The sequence below is a fragment of the Pseudomonas svalbardensis genome (genome assembly GCF_030053115.1).
GTDB lineage: Bacteria > Pseudomonadota > Gammaproteobacteria > Pseudomonadales > Pseudomonadaceae > Aquipseudomonas > Aquipseudomonas svalbardensis.
This window is the reverse complement of record NZ_CP125619.1, coordinates 1,394,361-1,413,479: the sequence shown is the minus strand read 5'-3', so window position 1 is coordinate 1,413,479 and position 19,119 is coordinate 1,394,361. Positions and strand designations below refer to the sequence as shown.

The window sequence follows — 19,119 nt, the reverse complement described above, 5'->3', positions numbered from 1 at the left end:
CGGATCAATCAGATATCAGCGTCAGCCAGGTCATCAGCAGTCTCTTTGACTGGCGATGCTTTGACGTCCGGCGCTGGAGTCAGCAACTTGTCGCGCAGCTGCTTCTCGAGCTTGGCGGCGATTTCCGGATTATCTGCCAGGAACTTGGCCGAGTTAGCCTTGCCCTGACCGATCTTGGTGCCTTCATAGGCATACCAGGCACCGGACTTCTCAACGAAACCGTGCAGAACACCCAAGTCGATCATCTCACCGTTGAGGTAGATGCCTTTGCCGTAAAGAATCTGGAACTCGGCCTGACGGAACGGCGAAGCTACCTTGTTCTTCACAACCTTGACGCGGGTTTCGCTACCGACAACCTCGTCACCTTCTTTCACCGCGCCGGTACGGCGGATATCCAGACGAACCGAAGCGTAGAACTTCAGCGCGTTACCACCGGTGGTGGTTTCCGGGCTGCCGAACATCACACCGATTTTCATACGGATCTGGTTGATGAAGATAACCAGACAGTTGGCGTTCTTGATGTTACCGGTGATTTTACGTAGCGCCTGGGACATCAGACGGGCTTGCAGGCCCACGTGCATGTCACCCATTTCGCCTTCGATTTCAGCCTTTGGAACCAGAGCCGCCACGGAGTCGACAATGATCACGTCAACCGCGTTGGAACGCACCAGCATGTCGGTGATTTCCAGGGCTTGCTCGCCGGTGTCCGGCTGCGAAACCAGCAGGTCGTCGACGTTGACGCCCAGTTTGCCGGCGTATTCAGGGTCGAGGGCGTGTTCAGCATCGACGAATGCACAGGTCGCGCCGGCTTTTTGAGCCTGGGCGATGACCGACAGTGTCAGCGTGGTTTTACCGGAGGATTCAGGACCGTAGATTTCAACGATACGACCTTTTGGCAGACCGCCAATGCCGAGCGCGATGTCCAGACCCAGAGAGCCAGTGGAGATAGCCGGGATCGCCTGACGGTCCTGATCGCCCATACGCATTACGGCACCCTTGCCGAATTGACGTTCGATCTGACCCAGGGCCGCAGCCAAGGCTTTCTTCTTGTTGTCGTCCATTAAAGTCCTCACGTAATCAATAAGGCCTGACGGCCAACACCTGTATAAGTAGCCAGTATTATTCCACAGCGTTTCAGGATCGCCTACCCCTGATTTGAGATTTCTCCAGCGGCATGGCGCAGCAGCCCCTCTAGCGCGGCCTTCACCGTTTGTCGGCGGACCTCGTCACGGTTGCCGGGAAAGTGCTGCACCTCGCTGAACACCTGTTCACCAACGCCCCAGGCCAGCCACACAGTGCCCACCGGCTTGCTCGGCGAACCGCCATCCGGTCCCGCCACACCGCTGACCGCCACGGCAAAATGCGCCCGGCTTTTTTGCTGCGCGCCGCGGACCATGGCCTCGACCACCTCGCGACTGACCGCCCCCACCGTCGCAAACAACTCGACCGGGACATTCAACTGCTCGGTTTTCTGGCGGTTGGAGTAAGTGACATAACCGGCCTCAAACCACGCCGAACTCCCCGGAATACGGGTGATCGCCTCGGCAATCCCGCCACCGGTACAGGATTCGGCGGTAGTGACGTGGGCATTGAGCACCTGCAAGCGTCTGCCAAGTTCAGCAGCCAGCTGAGTGATATCTTTCACGGCTCTCTCCTGATCGAGCGGAATGAGAACTACCGTACACGAGCCGATCACGCTTGCAAGGTTCAGGATCGATCAAAATGTTAGCGAGCGAGGGCTCTGATATAAGCCTGACAAGCCTGCAAGGCAATCAGTCCGCGGTCCCCCGCGTCGGTGATGGCGATAATTCGCTGAGCATGCGCCGGGTCAAGTCGGGCGCGTGCGACTCCATGATCCACGCGGCTGGCTCCGGAGGCGGTTGGCACGGCACAGAAAGAGGCGGCGTCATGGGCATCGAGGAGGACTGACAAGCGCACATCAGCAGTGGCAAGACGATCGCGCAGGCGACCTTGATCACGTTGGGCATCGCTAAGCGCTCGATAATGGGTTTGTTCGCTGGCCGACAGCCGCTGCTCCAGCGCCAGATGCTCGTGCTGCTCGGCCTGTTGCTGCGTCGCGGTTGCCAGGGTCAGCTGATTCAGTGCCTCGGCGTGCAGCTTGGCCTGTTCCGCCAGTTGCCCGCCATAACGCCAATCCTGAAAGCGCCAGGCCAGCGCCGCCGAGCCACCGGCCAACACAGCCAGAAAAACAACAACGCCAATGACGCGGTAAGACATCGGCATCAAACCGAAGACTGGCATAACACCGCCCTCGCCCGCGCCCAGAGTTGCAAGCGATCCTGCAAACCGTTCAGGCCGCCGTTGATGCGGCGGGTGATGCTGTTGAACTGGTCGCGGTCGGCCAGTTCATTGAAGCCATTTTGCTCCCAGAACCACGCGGCCGATTCGGCGGCCCATTGCGGTTGTTCCAGTAGTTCTGGCAAAAACAGTAAACGATCATCACCGAAGAGTCCGAGACTGCACTGACGGTAATTGTCGCGACCAGTGATCTGAATCAGGCCTCGGCCACGGTATTTCTGACCGTCACCGTCAGGCTCCGGTGTATTTCCCAAGCGCGCAGCCAGCGCGCCAGTGTCGTACTTGCTCAAGTACTGAGCGCTCCCCAACTCACGTACGTACTGCAACTGCCCCGATTCGTGACCGACTTGCGCGAGGAAGGCGGCAATGCGTTTGGGGGTGTTGATGTTGCGGTGAGCCATGGCTGTGTTCAGGACGGAAATGAAAACGCCCGCTTGGTGGCGGGCGTTGGGCATAACGATCTGTAGATGTTGCTGCGTAACGGTCATATAGCCCCCAGGCCCTGACAAGTGTCTGGTTCGTGTCAAAGATATCCACTCAGCCAAAGTGGCGTGGTGGGTCGATGTTCAGCGAAAGGAAAAAACGACCCTTGCGGCCAATCCCGAAGTGCACGGCGATAGGCCTGCAACTCAGCGTATTGCTCGGTGGTCAGCGTCGTGCCACCGCCGTCCTCCAGTTCGTCCCTGTCGCGGGCGACCATACTGTCGGTGGCCAATAGCTGAGCATCACGCCAAAGTCGCTCGGCCTTCGCTGCTTCCTCCGGCACAAGAGGCGGTGTATCCGTAAGAACGGGATAGCCATTATCGGCCCGCACCGAAATCATTTTCGGGGCTACAGCCAACTGTTGGAGTAACGAAATCCAATAAGCCTGGGGGATTTCTATGACATCGGAAGGGATATCCGACGCATTGATTCCTGGAACATAAACACCGCAAGTACTTGCGCTAAACAAAACATTGAACGCGTTCATTCAATAGCCCTTTGCAAAATAATTCACGCTCCATCCCGCCTGCACCTGACCGGAAAAACTCCGAACCTTCAGGCGGCAGCCCTGTTTGGTCCCGGTGCCCCCGACCAGGATGACCATCGCCCCGTCGCCACCCACATGGGTGGCCACGAGCGAAGAAAAAGACGTCGGGAACGAGATCGGGAAAGTGATATAGACATCGCCATTGGCATCCGTGGTGCCAACGCCCCATTGTTCAATGTTTCCACTGGGATACTTCTGGTAACCGACGTTGCCGTAGACGCCGGAGAAGGACGATGCATACTTGTCGCTAACCGAGCCCCCATACAAGCGCCACTCGTTACTCAGCTTGATGAAGTGCGCGGAGTCACCGACGCCGAGCTTGACCGGCCCGAACGTGCTGTTACAGGTCTCGATGACTTCGGCGCCAGCCGGGTTGATGGTCAGCACGCCGTTTCCGGCGTTGATGACATGGATCGTGCTGGCATGGGCAAGTCCATTGATGGACGGCAACGTCGCCGTGATCGGCGTGGCGCTGGCAAAACTCACCACCCCGCCCACGTTGGCTGCGGTCAACGCAGCGCTCGCGGGAAAGACGTTGAAACCTGAAAACTGTAAACCGCTGCGGGTCACAAATTCAGTGGTGGCGACCGACTGATCGCTGTCGAACTGTGGCGCGGTCACAAACAGCTTGTTACTGCGCAACGCCGTCAACAGTTGATCGTTACTCGCCTCTGACGGTTTGATACCGGCAGCCTCGATGACTTTCAACAACTCCAGAGTGACACCGTTACCCCAGCTGGCTGGGATCAAAGAGCCCGGAGTCCCCGTAATCAGGTTTTCATCGACAAACTTGCCGTCCACCAGACCTGTGCTGGGGACGCTATTGGGATAATCCACGGTATATCCTTCCGTTGGTATTTTGCAGGCAGCCGCGTGCTGGCAACACAAGACTGCACTTCCAGTTATTAATAAGTTTCAGGGTTTATACGGCTACGACGCTGACAGGTGAAGCCGGCCAGTCAATGATCAGTGGGAAGTCCGGTTGCTGTTCAATGTTCATCAACTTGAGCGTATAGCGTTTCCACTCTTGCAGAGTGGCCAGTTGAACATTGGTGGCCTCACCCAGTTCATAGCCGTATTGCAGCGGTGCGACGCGAATAACCATCTCACGCAGACGATTGTCTCGCTCGGCGCCGGCTTGAGCGGTTTTGCCTGTTCGTTCGGCAGCCAAGTCCAGCGCCCAGTCATCATTCAGCCAAACATCGTATTCGCCGGGGCGAGGCTTGACGGTCAGATAGTCAGGCAACGGGCCCAACTCGTACCAGAATTGAAGGCCGCCTGTGTCTTTGCGATACACCGGGCGGTTGCGTAGATCGATCAGTTGCGAAGCGGCACCGTTACGCCAAACCCATACATAACCGGTTTCGGCGGGTGGCAGAACTTCCGGCAACTCGATCGCATTGCCCGGCAAGACAACGCCCATACCAGGAATGACCGGTAACTCGACAGGACCGGTCAACTCTTGAGAGCTTTCATTTAAATAGTAATAAGCCATATGCCCCTCAAATTAGTTTCAATCGACCTGGATAAGCAATGTTCCTGGGGCGAGTCATCCCCCAGTAAGTACTGCCCAGATTCTCGGTCATGGTGGCGGATACGTAGTAACAGAGACCGGTAAAGGATGTTGGGTCAGCCCCTACTGTCGCGATGTTGGCAATACCCTGAACCGCTGGAGCGGCGCCGTTATCACCCGTGATGTGGGTACCCGTCTGCCAAGTGCCGGCTGCGCGCGCAGTATCGACACCACGTTGTTCATCGAGAACGCGGATAAACTCACCTCGAACTTCCGGGGCGCGGAACGTCTTGATCCCATCGCCACTGCTCCAACCTCCGGCGCGGTCAACTTCTGCGCGCAACATTCCGGACTGAACGGCGTGATCCCAAAGCCAGGGCCATTCGGAGCGAAGAAACTCTCTGCTGTTCAACGCGCCATAACCACCAGCACTGAACGCGGTTGTCGTCTCAAGAACAATCCTTCCCAATGGCGTTGCATCGAAGCGCCCGACGGGCCACCAATTGCTCGCTCCATCGCTTCGTAAGTGCCACCAATCACCCGCCCCCATCAAAACCAGAAACGGGTATCCGTTCGGCGACAAGTGAGTGTGGAACTTGATTCGATCATTACCTGAGGCCTGTACTACCAAGCGGTTAACACCGTTGTCAGTCCGTCGAACAACGACATCCCGAACACCTGACAACGAACTTGCTGCCGGCAGGGTAATAGTCGTCTCCGTCGCGCTGGCGTTAATCAGTACCAGCCCCAACTCTTCTGGCATCAACGCCTTTGATGTCGATACTTCAGTCACCCGCGAAGACATGGGACTGGCCAAATTCAGGAGCGTCTTCAAGGCCACCAACAATTGATCGTTAACACCCTCGGATGGCGTCATTCCGGCCGCTGTAATAACGGCCAGAAGCTCTTCGGTTACACTGTTTCCCCATACTGCCGGAATCAACGATCCCGGCGTCCCGGCCACCGGGTTTTCATCGACAAACCGGCCATTGACCAGCCCGACGCTAGGCACGCTTTTTGGATAGTCCATACGTCTATCGTTCCTCTAAAATGACAAATGGTCCGTGTCGACGCAGTTAGCGGTGCAATCGCGTCCACGATTTTTTTTCAAGAAAAAAAAGCCCACGAATACGTGGGCCAGAACAGGGGAGTTGAAGGGTTCTCGCCTAGTCAGCCATGCCGCTGACGAATTCACGAATAGCCACCAATGCTTCATCGCCAGCGCTGCGGGCCAGATCTATCTTGCCCTTGGCCGCGTACGCGCGGATTTGCATTTTGGCCTTGAGGCGCAAGGTGCGCAGGGTCAGCAGATTGTCGCTCAGCTGTGCGGCTTTGCTCAGGATCTGCTCAGCGGCCTGCTTGGCCGTCCGGCCTTTAACGACCCATGCGGAGACGGCCATCGGCACGTCTTTTTTCGGGTAGCCCGCGTCCTTATAGGCTTGGGCGTCGACGGCGGCTTGGGCGTACTCCATGGCTTTGAGTGGATCACCGGCCAGAGCAGTGCGTGCTTTGTCTGCAGCAGCATCGACTTCGGCGCACAGGCGTTCGGTTTCCTGTTGTTCCAACAGAGCGATTTTCGCGGCGTCCAGCACCCATTTTTCACCGTCCCAGTCATGGACGACAGAAGGTTGTGCAGGACGCAGACCGTCCTCGAACTGATGAAGCTCTTGAATAACGTTCATCGAATCAACTCCCAAGAAAGACTGACATTGACTGCCGCCGAGAAGTTGACCGCGATTCCAGTGGCGTAATCAGACACGGGGTGGTTCTTGATCCCCATACTGAACAGCAATTCATCGCTGACGGCGCTGGTCGAACCGAGCATGTGTTCGGCCTGGTAGGACTGCCACAACGAGCGCAATTGCGAATGGTCGAAACTGGCGGTCAGGGTCGTGACCGTGGCGTCGTTGACAAAGTTATTGGTGAAGATCACGCACGGCATCGGAGTCGTCCAACCACCATCGTGATTGGAACTGGTGGTCAGCGCCGGTGAGAGAAAGCAGTAGTTGCCACCAACCCAACCTGTTGGCGCAAACGACACCCCGGAGATCTCCGTCGCCGAAGGCGTCGGGTTCCCCACCACCAGACGTGCCGCCCGGGCATGAGGATCCAGAGGTAGGTAAACCACACCGTTGCCGTTGACAGTTTGCGTCCACGCCAACCGATTACGATTGTAGATCGGCCTGATGACCGGCACGGAACCCGGCGCAGCCGTCACCACCCAAGCAATGCAGAGGTCCAGTGGCGTGGACTGAAAACCGCCCCCCGCCCCGCCATTGACAGTGCCCTTCAAACCTTCGGGCGCGGCGTCATAGATTGTTCCGCGCTGCATGTAAAAGGTCAGCGCCCCACCGATCACCTGCGCCCGAAGAAAGTAGCTGGAGGTCGGCATCAAATCCGCACTGCTCCACGCTTGGGTAGTAAACGTCCGCGCCCTGCCCAACTGCCCCGCGACGACTTCCTGGCCAATGCTGACCAACACTCCCACCGGAATCGACACCCGGCCGCCACTGGTCGAAACCGCCGCAGGGGTCACCGGCAAACGCCCATCCGCCGTCGCCACGGTGGCCGACGGCAGAGAGCCGATCGGCAACGCCGAATCCAGATTCCAGCCCTTGGCCGAAACGCTCTGAATGGCCTGCAGCAATTGGTCGAACTTCGTCTCATCCGGAGTCAGATCCCCGGCCTTGATGACATTCACAATCTCCTGCGTTACCCCATTCCCCCAGTCCGCCGGAATCAACGACCCCGGCGTCCCCATCAACGGGTTCTCATCCACAAACTTCCCATTCACCAACCCGGCGCTGGGCACACTTTTCGGATAGTCCATCTCTCTACTCCCTAGTCATAATTGATGTGCACCTTGGTATGCGCCGGGGCGCTGCGATGGATCTGGCATTCCAGTGCAGAACCCGGGTTCATACCGAAGCGTTCGCCCCAGTAACTGGCGCCGAAACGTCGGCCCAGCAGCAGGCGGCCACCGGTGTTCAGCGTCCACATGAAATGCGCCTGCCATGTTCCGAAATGCGCCTGGCCAAACCGGGCCCGTCCCATTCGCGGGACTTCAAGCTCGGTGATGGTGGCGTTCGGGTACCCCTGACTCTTGGCGATCTCGACGTAGTAGCTGATGGCCTGGCTGCCAACCGCCAGCAGTCGACGGCGTACGGCGAGGCGGCGGTCGTCGAACAGTGGCGTCGCGCCCAGGCACGGGTCGGGCAGGTTCATCACCCGCTCCCAATCCGGCACCAGTTCGCTGACGCCCGCCGGGTCCATTTCGTTGAGCAGGTCAGCGGCGCGAGCGTCGAGGCGGGCCAGTTCCTGGGCGACGCCTTCAAGGACTTCTTCGAGTTCCGGGACCCGCTCGGGGTCCCACGCGGGGCCGCTGGGTAGCAGGCTGCGCAGTTGGGCCTGGTATTGCGCGGCGGTTCTGATTACTGCCATACGCAACCTCCGAAGGTCAGCAACTGGTTGCTCTCGGCTTCGACATCGGCGGTAGGAGATTTGAGATCGTGATCACTTTCACCGGTTGCGCTGCTGATGGCTTCACGGATGTGACTCACCAGCAGGGTGTCGCCCAGGCCTCCTTCGCGGTTATGCAGATCGCGCAGTTGCGCCTCAACGGCGGCGCGTACGGCCGTGGTGTCGGGCTTCAGGCTCAGTCGGTAAGTCACCGGCGCTTGTACCGGTGGCAGCACACGCAACTCGGCGGTGACTGGCCGCAGAGGTTCGATATAGGCCTGGACTTCAGCCAGTTGCTCGGGATTGGGGACGGGTTGCGCATCGTCGTCCCGCATGATGTACAGACTGACAATGCCGGGGCCGGGATAGCTGCCGCGACACCAGGCACGGGTCACCCCAGGACATTCAAGCGCCCAGGTTTCGTAGTCTTGCGCCGCACCGCCGTGAGGAATGACCCGGTAAGAACGAATCACCCGGGACCGCAGGGACTCCAGGCTTTCCCGAGCGATACCGCCGGTCAACCCCGGCGCCAGCACCGTGAAGCTGTTGCCGATAATGCCCAGAATCGGCTGCACCGGAATCAGCGTCATGCCGGCGTCGGCATTCCCGAGGCTGCCGGCGTCGAGCGCGGCGATGGTGGTGCTGTTTAGACCATTGCTGGTGGTGCGGGTGGAAGTGACTTTGTAAGTGCGACCATCACTCGATTGCAGAAGAGTATCGACGTCCAGCACAGCGCCAGCGCTGGCGGTAAAGCTGACGCTGCCACTGGCCGATTGTGCAGCTTTGCGCGGCTGGTTCAGACGCAGTGCGGCGATCCGTTCCAGGGTCGACTCATCGGCCTTGTCCGGGAGGATCTGCTCGGCAATCCAGTTCAGATAGCCATACAGGCCATAGGCGGCGCCACCGAGGGTGCGGGCCAGCACTTGCGCATCGGACTGGCGCAGCGAATCGCTGGCCAGGTCGCTTTGGGTGCGCTTGATCAGCACCGGCAGCGAAGGGGTTTCAAACGGCATAGATCACCTGCCAACTGTTATCAGGGTTGATGTCCAGGCGCTCGCCGTCGGCCAGGGTCAGGACCGTGCGCAGGTTCAGGCGCTGAGCGTCGAGGCGTTCGCTGATGATGTCGATGGCGCTGCAGTGGCCGTCGTCGATCAGCCACTGCAAGGCTTCGCGAGCATAGAACTCGGCGTCCATCTGGGTCTGTCGGGTCAGCTTGACCCGCCGCAGCAGCCACAGGCGTGAGCCGATACGGTCGTCCGCGACCGTAGGAAAGGTGTCGCCCCACCAGCCGAAACGTTCTTCGTCATCGAGGGCATCGTCATCGGCGGCGCGGCGCCAGGTGAACAGGCTGATCAGCACTGAACGGGTCAGTGCGGCGTGGAGGTTTTGGCTGATAAACATCACTGGCCTCCCGCCGGCACGCCGGTCTGGCCGTTGCCCGCCTGCACGCCGACGTGCACGTGCTTGATCTGGCTGATGCCACCGGCAATCTGATCGCCCTGAGAGACGATCTTGCCGGTCTGGCTCAGGGTCGGTGTGTCGATGTTTACGGCCGTGCTGGCGCGGATGTTCAGGGTGGCGGTTTCGATGTCGATGATTCGTCCGCGCTTGAAGTGGATCTTGTCGCCTTCGTCGGTGTAGATCGCCACTTCGCCCTGGGCCAGTGCCTTGAGGCGATAGCGGCGGTCGGCGACCACCAGCACGATGGCGTGGGAACGATCGCCGCCCAGAAACGTCGCGATACCTTCAGCGCCGGCCAGCGGATTACTGGTGAACCCGTAGGGTTCGAAGTGCTCCATGTCGTCGTTCACTTCGCCGGCGGTGAGGCGCATTTGTAGGGATTGAAGCTTGGTGGCCGAGTTGGCGAGCACGACAGTGCCGCGCGCCAGGAGGCGTGTCAGTAGGCTCATATTGATTACCTTGTAGGAGCGAGGCTTGGCGGGGAGTCAGGTTTTGGGAGGCATCGGATTCGCATCGAAGGTGTAAGGCGGCGCCACTTGCAGCGTGGTGACCGAGCCCTGTTCGGACAGCGAGTACGTCACCTTGGAGATCAGCATGTCGTGGTCAAAACCCAATACCTTGTCGATCACCCGCACCAAGGTGTTGTGCTTCCACAAATCACCGTTGGACTGCCGCCAGCCTTGTACCCGATAGGTCGTGGTGCCAGCCTTGCCGACGCGAATACCGCTTTCCCAATCGGCACGTTGTTGCGCCAGTTCCGGGGTCAATTGCGCGCTTTCGCTGATCACCGTCACACGTTTGCGTCCGATGATCGGGTCGGTGGAGGTCCCGGACACTTCGCTCACGGCCGCACCGCTCTTCTCGTCGCCGCCCTTGTGCTGGCCAATCACCCGGTACTCGGAGAACACCTGGCTGAAGTCCATCGGCGCGTTGGCCGACAGAATGTTCTTGCCCAGCTCAAGCACATCACTGGCTCGCCCACCGCTGCCCGGCCGGGCCAGTACTACCCGACCTTCAGCGTCATCGGTGGAAAACACCCGAAACAGCGTGAGCAAGCGGTCGATCGACTGAAAGACCGTTTCCCCCGGCACGATGGTGTGGCTGCCGAGCCGCGTGGTTTCCGGGATTTCGCTGACCACTTTCCCGGCATAGGGCGCGGCCAGCGCTTCGACGATGCTGAGTAACGATTGCTGATGCCATTGGTTGGGCGTGTTGATCGCCGCGCAGTCCACCAGGTCCTGAGTCTTCGAACTGCCTCCGATGCTCAGGCTGATCTGCCGCCCGTCATAGCTGACCGGCGCCTTGAACACATACCCGCTGAGCACCAGATCGCAGCCGATTCGCACTTGGCAGGGCGCACCCGGACGAATGGGTCGGTCGACCGTCTGCCCCGGCCATTGCCAGGTGATGTCGAGCTTGAAGGTGCGAAACTGACGCTCGAGGTCTGCAGTGATTTCAACGCTTTTCCAGCCGCCATACTCCAGACCGTCAACGGTCAGCAACACGCTGTTGTCGAGTTCATTCATGGTCTATTCCCCCAGGACTTTCACGTCGTCCAGCGGGAGAAACCCCGGATGAATAATGCCGTTGCGCTGTAGTACTTCAGCGATTCGCGTGGCGTCTCCACTTTGCTGATAGATCACCACAAGCCCCGGAAGGCTTTGCTTGAAAGACTTGCTGACCAGTCGAACGCCCGACGACGCGACCGCTTTCAAATGCGCCCGAAGGGCCTGACGCAGATTGCTCATCGCCAGATAGTGCGCGGGATCAGCCTTGGCCTCGGGCAGCTTGAACACTTCCTCAAGTGCCGCGCGCAAGGCCTCTAAATCGTCGACCACCGGAACGTCCTGATGCGTGGTCGGTTGCACAGCCTGATGCCCGACCGGCAGGTTGGTGACCCGCTTGACTGCCTGCGAAGCCACCGGCATCGACGCGACCCACTGGGCCACTTGCACAATCAAGGTGTCCTGCACCAGATTGGTCAGCGCCTGGGCCGCAGCAGTGGTGTCTTTGCCAGTGGTCAGCTTCGGCGCATCGGCCTTCTTGATGGCTTCGACCTGCTGGGAGACGTTGGCAATCACGCCACGATAACCTTCACGGGCGAAGTCTTTCAGTTCGTTGATGTCGCCGATCAATCCCTTGAATTCCTCCGCCACATCCTTGGGCAGCTCCTTGACGGCTTTGACCAGATCGCTGATCTGCTGGTACTCATCGATCAACGGCTGAAGGTGTTGCTGAATCACCTCGTAAGCCTCCTTGATGCTGTTGCGCAGGTTGGCAATGCCGATCCGCGCAGCCTTGATCAAGGTCATCGCATCTTCGAAACGCTTCACCGCGGAGCCCAGCAGGCTGTCGGCGGACACCAGCAATAGCTTCTGCGTGCTGACCGCCGCCGTCGGAAACGGCACCGGTAGATCGGGGTAAAACTTCAGGGTAAAGGTCACCAGCCCGCCGTCCTGGCGGGTGTGAGTCATGTCGCATTCGCCGACCTTGACCTGCAGACGTCCCAGCCACGGGTGAACCAGCTCACCACTGCCCTGCTCCAGCGCCTTGAGCAGTTTGTCGCGCTGCTCCAGGCAATCGGGGCCAACGATAAATGCGGTCAAATCGTGAATCTTCGCCTGCAGGCCAAGGCCCTCGAAATACGGCAGATCCCGCTGCGGGTACTCGTGCAACTGGCCCTTTTGGCCGACCGGGTTTTTCGCCTGATCGACCCAGAACCGGACGCCGCGAAACGACGCCGGCATCAAACGATCACGCCAGCTCATTGGAACCTCCAAGGGACAGTGTGCGGTAGCCGATGCGCGAATTGAGCGCCAGCGCCGGTTGATTGCTTTGCGGCTGATCGGTGCGCATGCCGGCCGGCGCATTTTCGAAGCGCACGGTCAGGCCGCCTTCGAGTTGTGTGCGGCTGTTGGCGGCGCTTTGCTGAATCAGGGCGCTGGAGTTTTGTGTCAGGGAGCCAGGCTGCATCGAGGGTGTGTGCGGCAGATTACCGGGCCGCACTGACAGGCTTTGTGGTTGCTCGGTATCGGTGCCAAAAAACGCCGGCGCAAACTTACCGTTGCCTTCGGCATTGGTTTTTTCTTGCGCCTCGGTCAGGCCCTCGACCTTGCCAGTCACGCTGGCGACAAGGCTGCCGAAACCACCGGCAAAGAATTCCTTGATCGGCGCGACGACGCCTTGCAGCTTGTCCCACCATTGGCTGAACCATTCGGTGATCGGCTCCCAACGCTTTTTGATCTCGTCCAGCGGAAACCAGTCAAACAGGCTGCGCAGCGTGCCGGACATCACCAGTGCCGGGACCTTGATGCTGTCCCAGATGCCGGAAAACAGTTCGGTGACCGCGCCCCAGCCGGCGATGATCATCTCCCGCGGCGACCAGTCGAACAGGCCATGCAGAAAGTCCATGACCGGCACCGACAGCGCTCTGAGCAAGTCCCAGATGGCCGAGAACAGGCCCGTCAACGGAGTCCAGTTGCTGATGATCAAACCCAGTGGCGACCAGGAAAAAAGCGTCTGAAAAAAACCGATTACCGGCGTGGCCGCTGCTTTGATGACGTCCCAGATCGCCGCGAACACGGCGGTGATCGGTGCCCAATGGCTGATGATTTGTCCCACCGGCGTGAACGCAAACATCGTCTTGAAGAACTCGACCATGGGCATCACGACCGGAGAAATCTTTTGCCAGAGCCCGGCGAAGAACGTCGATATGGGCTTCCAGTTGGCCACAATCAAACCGGCTGCCAGGGCGATGCCCGTGGCAATCAACACGAAGGGATGGGTCTTGAGCACCATGTTCATCAGATCGAACACTTGGGTCGCGCCGGTCACGGCCGTTTGCATCGCCGAAAACGCAATGGCACCGGCCGCAAGTCCCTCGACCAGCTTCGGGTTGTCATCGAGCAGACTGCCAAAGCCAATGAGCAGCGGCTGAAGTCCTGCCGTGACGGTCGCGACGGCAGGTTGTAACGCGGTGTTTGCGGCAGCCGATACCTGCTCCATCGACCGACTGAACACATTCAGGGTTTGCGTGGCGCTAGTCGGCACGCTCGGCACATCGACACCTTTGGCGGCCTCATTCACCTCGGTCAATTGGCCCTTGAACGCAGCGGACGCCTTGATCCCGTCCACGAAGGGCGTGATCACGCTGCCGCCCTTGAACAGACCGCTGATGTCCAGCTTGCCCAGCCCCGTCTGTTCAAGATGTGTTCTGAAGCCCTCGATCCTCGCTCGAATGCCGGCGAGCTTGGGGGTCAGTTCATCGATCCCCGTCAGCCGGACCGATTTTTTGTCTTCCTTTTCCATGTCTGCCATCACTGCACCTGCTGCATCGCATTGATCCGTTGCGCGTGCTCCAGCGATTCGCGGAGCACATCCAGTGGCCTGGCCATCATCTGTTCGGGGTCAACCTTCCAGAACCAGGCCAGGTCATAGGCGACTGAAATCAGGTCGGTGATGGCTCCGACGCCGCACTCATGAAAAAACTCGCGACAGCCCAGCTCAGCGCGTTGAGGTCAGCCAGGTCCAACTGGTTGACCGACGACGGCGGGATGCCGGCGCACACCGCGATGTATTTGGCCGCGACGTCCATGTCGAGGCTCACTTCTTCGCTCTTGTCGATTTTGTACGGCAGCGCCTTGATCGCTCGAACTTCCTGCACCGTTGGGCGGCGCAGGTTGAGTTCGGTCAAGGGCTCGCCGTGAGCTTCGATCGCGACTTGAAGCTTCACGGCGCCAGTCATTGCCAGGTCCCCTTGATGCCTTCGAATTTCAGTTCGATGGTGGCGTCATCGCCTTTCGATACCGGTTCTTCCACCAGGTAGGCGCCGGCCAGTACGTAGACTTTGCCGTTGCTGAATTCGCAGGTGACGGTCATGTCAGAGCCTGCGATCAGTTGCTTGAGCGGGAAGTCCGCGGTGTGCAGCGCCGTCACTTTGAACGACGGGGAAATGTCGGTTTCCTTGTAGAAACCCGGTACGACGGTTTCCCGTTTCACAGCCATCAACGGCGCTTCGCAGCCGCCATTGATAGTCAGTTGAGCGCCGTCCACTTTGACGTAGCAGGTGCCCGCAATCAGTTGACCCATGGTGTTTCTCCCTTCAAATCAAATGCCCACGCGAGGTGGGCTGAAATCACACAGTCAAAGGCAGCGATCAGGCTGCGTCGTCGTACTGCAGACGGAATTGGTTGAGCAGCGCGAACACGCGCAGACCGTTGATGTAATCCGGCGGGAACAGCACGTTGACCCGGCTCGGGTCCTGCACGTCGCGTTCGACGATCAGGTGCTCGGCGAACAGCTCGGCGTTTTCGACGTGGCCTTCCAGTTCGAGCTTGGCGTACTGGGCGATCAGCTCGCCGCGAATAGTGCTCGGGGTAACGATCGGCTGGCCGGCGCCGAAACGGGTGCCGTCAGAGGCCAGTTTGTGGCGACCGTATTTGCTGGTGATCACGCTTTGCAGACGACGCACGATGAAGGCCGACTGGTGCATGGTTTCGCTGTCCAGGTAGGAATTGTCTGCCTGGCCGTAGGCGTTCTTCTGATAGGTGGTAATCGAACGCTGAATGCGCACGTAGCCGCCTTCGTAGTACGCGGTGGCGATACCGTAATTGAGCAGCGACTGACGCTCGGTCAGGGTGAAACGCTCACTGGCGGATGCAGGGTCGAGACCTGGCAGGCTGCCGCTTTGGGTCGGACGGCTGGCGTCGGCGGAGATGAATACCGACGTGCGCGCAGCCAGTGCGGCGGCCTGAACCCAGAACGGTTGCGGTACACCCGGCTCCAGCGCCTGAAGGGTCATGTGCTGGTCATTACGCGCCTGGCCGGCAGCGACCAAAGTACCAATGGTGCCGCGCTTGGCGCTGTAGACATGACCGAACAATTGCTTGGCCCACGACCAACGACCGGTGCTGTCATCCATGACGGCTTGCCAGATGTTGAGGGTCGACAGGTCCGAGAATGGCATGCAGATGAACTCGAACGGCTCATCGCCCAGCGCCGCTACCGCAGCGACCTGATCCGGCACACCGGCGCCGCCGGTCATGGCGGTGATGGCCGTGGTCAGGCCGGCCGGGGTTTCTTCGCCATTGCTCTTGCCCAGGCGATTGAATTGCAGGCTGATGTCGTTACCGCTGTCGCCAGTCCATTTGGCGCTCAGCGTCACGATGCCTTCTACGGCTGCAGCGCTGACCGGCAGATCTGCCGAGGCGTTGATCTTCAGCGCCAGCGCGGTGGCCGCTTGAGCCGCAGTAGCGCCGTTGACAATGGCTGCTTGAACACGAACGCCGCCGACATACAGGTTGAGCACGCCGCTTTGAGTGGCCGCGCCGGTCAGGGTCAACACGCCTTTGGCGATGCTTCCTTCGGTGTTGTGCAGCGGCAGGCACCAGATCTCGCCGATCGGGTCGGTCTTGCGCCAGGTTTCATACATCGAAGCGAGCATCGAGCCTTGGCCGCCAATGCTTTTGGCCAGCGCCACGCTGGACACCAACACCAGTTTGCCAACCTCGGCCGGCGCAATGTTGTCGTTGACCTGAGCGACGATCAAACGGCGCATGGCCGACGACGCGCTATTGGCGGCCGAATTGTCCATTTCTGCGTAGAACAGCGGAACACGAATGTCCGCGGGGATGTTGCTGAATCCGATCGCCATTATTTGGCTCCCTGTGGTTTCGCCGCTTTCACGGCTTTGGTAGTGATATCGCCATCGGCCAGACGTCGACGCCACCAGGCGTTGTCCGGCACTTCACGGCCCTCGAGGGGCAACAGATCGCCCGCTTCCGGGTCGGGCACGGCGCGGCCTGGGGCCGGCAGCACGGTGATGCGTTTACTCATGGGGTTACGTCTCCAGAGAAAGTCAGTTCCAGGCGTCCGTCGGGGCCTGGGCGTTTCAGATTGGGGTCCGCCGGATCGATCGCATCGACCCGCACGGTGACCCCGGTAAAGGACGACAAACCGTCCAGTTCACGTTCGTGCCAGCTCTCCGCAGGCTGACCAGGCAGATTGCGGCCGAGCTGGAACTCGGCAAAAAAGCGCAGGCGATACAGCACGCGGTTGCTGTTGATGGAAACCCGTTCACCGCCGTCATAGGCGATGGCGTCGTAATCACTGCCGGGCTTGAAACCCACCAGCGCCCGCCAAAGTTCGGCCCGCAGGTCGTGCAACAGATCCAGCGCTTTTGTAGCGTCGGTGGTGTCAAGCACCAGGGTCACTTCGAAGCGGTCGCGAATGGTCTGCCACGTAGCGTTTTGCGCCGTGTTTGCGCCTGCCAGATCGGCAATCGGCACCACGTAGGCGCAAGGAGTTGAAAGCGGGGTACTGGCTTGCAGCGTTTCGAGGTCGATGCCGGCAGCCACGCGATTGGCGAGGGTTGGGCAGTGATCACGCAGTTGGGTGACCAGTGGGGTGATCTTCATGGTGTTTTCACCGGGCAATAAAAAACCCGCTTGGTTGGCGGGTTTGAGTGAAAGGTACTGGCCTTGGGAAACCCGCGTCCTTGCAGGTCGGATGCCGGTCGGCACCGCTGATCGCCATTCCATTGGGCTTGGTGTTCAGGGATCCTGGCGGGTATCTCGCGGGGGCACTTCGCAAACGCCAATCCGCTTGGCCGCCCAGCGTTCATAAAGGCCAATGGCAACGTCTGCCCCGGCCATCGCCGTAAGGCAACCGAACGCGCAAGCCGTCCAGATCGACACGCCGGCGGCATACAGCAGCATGATTGCGGAGACCCCGCAGACCATGCAGGCCCCGGAACGTAGCGCCAGGCGCCGCAGCAGCGACCAGCCACGGGCGCCCTCCTTGTCGGCGCGCCACATTTCGCCGGACACCCCGCCCACCAGGGCGAGGACGATGACGAGCCAGATCGGCATGTCCAGCAACGCTTGTTGCTCGTTTGTCATGTCACGCCTCCTGGGGGTGATTGATGAGTGATGTGTGTGTCTTTCAAACGGTGTCTCTTGAGTTGCCTGACGGTAGGCAGGCATTCCAAAAAGCCCGGTCACCCAGGCTTTTCAGTAATGCGGTCCTTCGCGTTGACCTTTCGGCGCTACTGGCGCGGTACGGATCGATTCATATTGTTTTTCCGACCGCGGTCCCTGCCCGCCGGATAACTGCTTCTGGTGCTTTACGCTGCACACCCGGGTCAGTTGCCAACCCTCTGAACCGTTGAGGCCGGTTCATCGCTGCCTTTGTGGTGGAACTAAAGAGCTTCGTTTCGAGCTGCTTTGTTGAGCGGCTTGAGACAAAGAATATGCATGGATGCATATACAGTCAATGCACAAATGCATTTATTTATGCGTTAGAAATGCATTTCTGCATGAAAGCCCCGCAGACAAAGGCGCTGGAGGCTTTTGGCAGGCGAAAAAAAACCCGCTCAATGGCGGGTTTTATCTGACAGCGGTGAGGTTAACGGGCGTACATGCCCCACCAGAAGACGTGACCGAGGATGACAATCTGCTCTTCCTGGATTTCCTGGAAGGTGTAGTCCTCGTCCGGATGTTCATCGCGATTGAAGCTGCGCAGACGTATCCCGGTAGGCAGGCGATAAAGCTGTTTCACCCGCAGCTGGCCGTTATGGTTGATGGCATAAAGGTCGCCATCCACGATATCGCCGATCCCGCACTTGCCGGCATTAACGCCGACGGTGGCGCCGTCGCGCAGTACCGGCAACATACTGTTGCCGCGCACCGTCACGCATTTTGCCTGGTCGAACTGAACGCCGTTGTGACGCAGGCTCCGCTTGCCGAAGCGCAGGCTAGAGCGCTCGCTCTCTTCGATGACGAACCTTCCTGATCCTGCAGCCAATTCAACCTCGCGAAGAAAGGGGACCGACACCTCGTCATCATCGACGGGCGTATCGTCGTCCCACAGACTTATGTCCTTGAGTTCCGAATGCAATTGATCGCGCCCGGTGCTGGCTGCCAGCGCGACATCCGCACGGCCCCGCAACTGGTCGGTGCTCACGGCGAAGTACTCGGCGATCTTCGAGATGTGTTTATCCGAGGGATCGACGATCTTCCCGCTGAGGATCCGCGAGAGAGTGGATTGAGGCACGCCGGTGCGACGGTGAAGCTCCGTGGGGGAGATCCCGTGCTGATCGAGCAGCGCTCTTAGTACGGTAGAAACATTGCGTTTTTGCATAACGCGCATAGTGCTTGTTCTTTTCGCGGAAGACAAATGCCCAATTGCATAAATTGCGCATATGTCGTGCATAGACAGAAGAAATATATCGCAGGGCTTTCATGCCTGCGTCGGGTGGACCGCCCATGTTAACCTTGCGCCCATCGCGGAAAAGCCGGGCCGATGCCCCTCCTTTGCCCTACACCTTTCAACGAATTTG

Annotated in this window: 24 protein-coding genes; all 24 read right to left on the bottom strand. The window is 59.5% G+C overall.

Annotated elements, in window-relative coordinates; genetic code table 11:
- Window positions 1-8: 8 nt before the first annotated feature.
- The 24 genes from recA to QFX16_RS06145 all read right to left on the bottom strand — a co-directional run bounded on the left by recA (window position 9) and on the right by QFX16_RS06145 (window position 18,920).
- Window positions 9-1,061: a recombinase RecA gene (recA, locus tag QFX16_RS06260; protein WP_007907270.1), complete on the bottom strand. Its 1,053-nt coding sequence runs from the start codon at window positions 1,059-1,061 to the stop codon at window positions 9-11.
- 83 nt (window positions 1,062-1,144) lie between these two features.
- Window positions 1,145-1,645: a CinA family protein gene (locus QFX16_RS06255; protein ID WP_283183239.1), complete on the bottom strand. Its 501-nt coding sequence runs from the start codon at window positions 1,643-1,645 to the stop codon at window positions 1,145-1,147.
- Between the two features lie 80 nt (window positions 1,646-1,725).
- Complete coding sequence (locus QFX16_RS06250; RefSeq protein WP_283183238.1) at window positions 1,726-2,262, bottom strand: lysis system i-spanin subunit Rz; 537 nt, start codon at window positions 2,260-2,262, stop codon at window positions 1,726-1,728.
- Window positions 2,244-2,807 carry a glycoside hydrolase family 19 protein gene (locus tag QFX16_RS06245; RefSeq protein ID WP_283183237.1) on the bottom strand — a complete coding sequence of 188 codons (564 nt, stop codon included), beginning with the start codon at window positions 2,805-2,807 and terminating at the stop codon, window positions 2,244-2,246. Before QFX16_RS06245 ends, QFX16_RS06250 begins: the two co-directional genes overlap by 19 nt.
- A gap of 35 nt (window positions 2,808-2,842) precedes the next feature.
- Window positions 2,843-3,289 carry a phage tail assembly chaperone gene (locus tag QFX16_RS06240; RefSeq protein ID WP_283183236.1) on the bottom strand — a complete coding sequence of 149 codons (447 nt, stop codon included), beginning with the start codon at window positions 3,287-3,289 and terminating at the stop codon, window positions 2,843-2,845.
- Window positions 3,290-4,186 (bottom strand): gp53-like domain-containing protein, encoded by an 897-nt coding sequence (locus tag QFX16_RS06235; RefSeq protein WP_283183235.1) that lies wholly within the window; start codon window positions 4,184-4,186, stop codon window positions 3,290-3,292. It lies immediately after the preceding gene.
- Window positions 4,187-4,271: 85 nt separating this feature from the next.
- Window positions 4,272-4,844, bottom strand: coding sequence for a tail fiber assembly protein (locus tag QFX16_RS06230; protein WP_283183234.1), 573 nt, complete (start codon window positions 4,842-4,844; stop codon window positions 4,272-4,274).
- Window positions 4,845-4,851: 7 nt separating this feature from the next.
- Window positions 4,852-5,892 carry a phage tail protein gene (locus QFX16_RS06225; protein WP_283183233.1) on the bottom strand — a complete coding sequence of 347 codons (1,041 nt, stop codon included), beginning with the start codon at window positions 5,890-5,892 and terminating at the stop codon, window positions 4,852-4,854.
- A 136-nt stretch (window positions 5,893-6,028) separates the two neighbouring features.
- Window positions 6,029-6,544 carry a phage tail protein gene (locus QFX16_RS06220; RefSeq protein WP_283183232.1) on the bottom strand — a complete coding sequence of 172 codons (516 nt, stop codon included), beginning with the start codon at window positions 6,542-6,544 and terminating at the stop codon, window positions 6,029-6,031.
- Window positions 6,541-7,692, bottom strand: a complete 1,152-nt coding sequence (locus QFX16_RS06215) for a phage tail protein (protein WP_283183231.1) — start codon at window positions 7,690-7,692, stop codon at window positions 6,541-6,543. Before QFX16_RS06215 ends, QFX16_RS06220 begins: the two co-directional genes overlap by 4 nt.
- Before the next feature lie 11 nt (window positions 7,693-7,703).
- Window positions 7,704-8,303, bottom strand: a complete 600-nt coding sequence (locus tag QFX16_RS06210; RefSeq protein WP_134418769.1) for a YmfQ family protein — start codon at window positions 8,301-8,303, stop codon at window positions 7,704-7,706.
- Complete coding sequence (locus tag QFX16_RS06205; protein ID WP_283183230.1) at window positions 8,294-9,334, bottom strand: baseplate J/gp47 family protein; 1,041 nt, start codon at window positions 9,332-9,334, stop codon at window positions 8,294-8,296. The genes QFX16_RS06210 and QFX16_RS06205 overlap by 10 nt, the downstream gene beginning before the upstream one ends.
- Complete coding sequence (locus tag QFX16_RS06200) at window positions 9,324-9,722, bottom strand: phage GP46 family protein (protein WP_038979177.1); 399 nt, start codon at window positions 9,720-9,722, stop codon at window positions 9,324-9,326. Before QFX16_RS06200 ends, QFX16_RS06205 begins: the two co-directional genes overlap by 11 nt.
- Window positions 9,722-10,231 (bottom strand): phage baseplate assembly protein V, encoded by a 510-nt coding sequence (locus tag QFX16_RS06195; protein ID WP_283183229.1) that lies wholly within the window; start codon window positions 10,229-10,231, stop codon window positions 9,722-9,724. The genes QFX16_RS06200 and QFX16_RS06195 overlap by 1 nt, the downstream gene beginning before the upstream one ends.
- Before the next feature lie 36 nt (window positions 10,232-10,267).
- A complete protein-coding gene (locus QFX16_RS06190; RefSeq protein WP_283183228.1) occupies window positions 10,268-11,308 on the bottom strand; it encodes a phage baseplate assembly protein in 1,041 nt (346 codons plus the stop codon).
- A 3-nt stretch (window positions 11,309-11,311) separates the two neighbouring features.
- Entirely contained in the window at window positions 11,312-12,550 is a 1,239-nt protein-coding gene (locus tag QFX16_RS06185) for a DNA circularization protein (RefSeq protein ID WP_283183227.1), read from the bottom strand.
- Complete coding sequence (locus QFX16_RS06180; RefSeq protein ID WP_283183226.1) at window positions 12,537-14,099, bottom strand: phage tail tape measure protein; 1,563 nt, start codon at window positions 14,097-14,099, stop codon at window positions 12,537-12,539. Before QFX16_RS06180 ends, QFX16_RS06185 begins: the two co-directional genes overlap by 14 nt.
- A gap of 130 nt (window positions 14,100-14,229) precedes the next feature.
- Complete coding sequence (locus tag QFX16_RS06175) at window positions 14,230-14,526, bottom strand: phage tail assembly protein (RefSeq protein ID WP_046054588.1); 297 nt, start codon at window positions 14,524-14,526, stop codon at window positions 14,230-14,232.
- Window positions 14,523-14,870 (bottom strand): phage tail tube protein, encoded by a 348-nt coding sequence (locus QFX16_RS06170; RefSeq protein ID WP_129441663.1) that lies wholly within the window; start codon window positions 14,868-14,870, stop codon window positions 14,523-14,525. The genes QFX16_RS06175 and QFX16_RS06170 overlap by 4 nt, the downstream gene beginning before the upstream one ends.
- Window positions 14,871-14,937: 67 nt before the next feature.
- Entirely contained in the window at window positions 14,938-16,434 is a 1,497-nt protein-coding gene (locus tag QFX16_RS06165; RefSeq protein ID WP_283183225.1) for a phage tail sheath subtilisin-like domain-containing protein, read from the bottom strand.
- Window positions 16,434-16,616, bottom strand: coding sequence for a DUF2635 domain-containing protein (locus QFX16_RS06160; protein WP_003198311.1), 183 nt, complete (start codon window positions 16,614-16,616; stop codon window positions 16,434-16,436). Before QFX16_RS06160 ends, QFX16_RS06165 begins: the two co-directional genes overlap by 1 nt.
- A complete protein-coding gene (locus tag QFX16_RS06155) occupies window positions 16,613-17,197 on the bottom strand; it encodes a phage tail terminator protein (protein ID WP_283183224.1) in 585 nt (194 codons plus the stop codon). Before QFX16_RS06155 ends, QFX16_RS06160 begins: the two co-directional genes overlap by 4 nt.
- A 135-nt stretch (window positions 17,198-17,332) precedes the next feature.
- Window positions 17,333-17,680 carry a phage holin family protein gene (locus tag QFX16_RS06150; protein ID WP_283183223.1) on the bottom strand — a complete coding sequence of 116 codons (348 nt, stop codon included), beginning with the start codon at window positions 17,678-17,680 and terminating at the stop codon, window positions 17,333-17,335.
- Between the two features lie 505 nt (window positions 17,681-18,185).
- Window positions 18,186-18,920 (bottom strand): XRE family transcriptional regulator, encoded by a 735-nt coding sequence (locus QFX16_RS06145; RefSeq protein ID WP_283184525.1) that lies wholly within the window; start codon window positions 18,918-18,920, stop codon window positions 18,186-18,188.
- Window positions 18,921-19,119 lie beyond the last annotated feature (199 nt).